The following is a 1,000-nucleotide window of genomic DNA, read 5'->3' as shown; positions in this document are numbered from 1 at the left end:
TCTTCCGTGGTACCCCACTGTTAGTACAACTTTTCCTGCTTTATTACGGCTTGCCACAAATCTTCCCTGTGATGGTGGGTATCGATGCATTTTCTGCCGCAGTGATTGGTTTAACATTGCACTTTGCCGCTTATATGGCCGAGAGTATTCGTGCTGCAATCATCGGTATTGATCGTAGCCAAATGGAAGCGAGCCTATCGGTCGGCATGACAACGCCACAAGCGATGCGTCGCGTGATTCTGCCACAAGCAACACGAGTAGCACTGCCCTCATTGATGAACTACTTCATTGATATGATTAAGTCGACTTCCCTAGCCTTTACGCTTGGCGTGGCAGAAATCATGGCTAAAGCTCAGATGGAAGCCTCTTCAAGCTTTCGTTTCTTTGAAGCATTCCTAGCCGTCGCTCTGATTTACTGGGGCGTGGTGGTGATTCTGACTCGAGTACAAATTTGGGCTGAAGCGAAACTGAATAAGGCGTACGTACGATGATCAAATTAGAAAATATCCACAAGCGCTTTGGCGATACTGAAGTCCTGAAAGGCATTGATCTCGATATCAAACAGGGTGAGATCATCGTGATTATCGGCTCTAGCGGTACGGGTAAGTCGACCCTGTTGCGCACCGTTAACTTCCTTGAGCAGGCCGACGAAGGTCGTATCACTATCGACGACATCTCTGTCGATACACAAAAGCACACGAAAGCCGAAGTCTTGGCGCTGCGTCGCCGTACTGGGTTTGTTTTCCAAAACTATGCCCTTTTTGCGCACATGACGGCTCGCCAGAATATTGCCGAAGGTTTGATTACCGTGCGTGGCTGGAAGAAACAGGAAGCTCTGACTCGTGCACAGCAGATTCTGGATGATATTGGCCTTGGCGAGAAAGGTGACAGCTACCCGGCAGCTCTATCTGGTGGCCAGCAGCAGCGTGTCGGCATCGGCCGCGCTATGGCGTTACAGCCAGAACTGTTACTTTTTGATGAGCCAACTTCCGCGCTGGAT

The 1,000-nt window shown here is 49.9% G+C and carries 2 protein-coding genes; both read left to right on the top strand.

All coding sequences use genetic code 11. From position 1 onward, the window contains the following. Nucleotides 1-491 (top strand): amino acid ABC transporter permease (locus R7R24_RS25050; RefSeq protein WP_318119813.1); only part of this gene is annotated, 491 nt, incomplete at its 5' end. Continuing rightward, on the top strand, nucleotides 488-1,000 hold a 513-nt coding region (locus R7R24_RS25045), incomplete at its 3' end, for an amino acid ABC transporter ATP-binding protein (RefSeq protein WP_318119811.1). The genes R7R24_RS25050 and R7R24_RS25045, both read left to right, overlap by 4 nt.

It is taken from the genome of Vibrio sp. 704 (assembly GCF_033339295.1).
The sequence above is the reverse complement of the archived record's forward strand: the minus strand, read 5'-3'. Positions and strand labels throughout refer to the sequence as shown.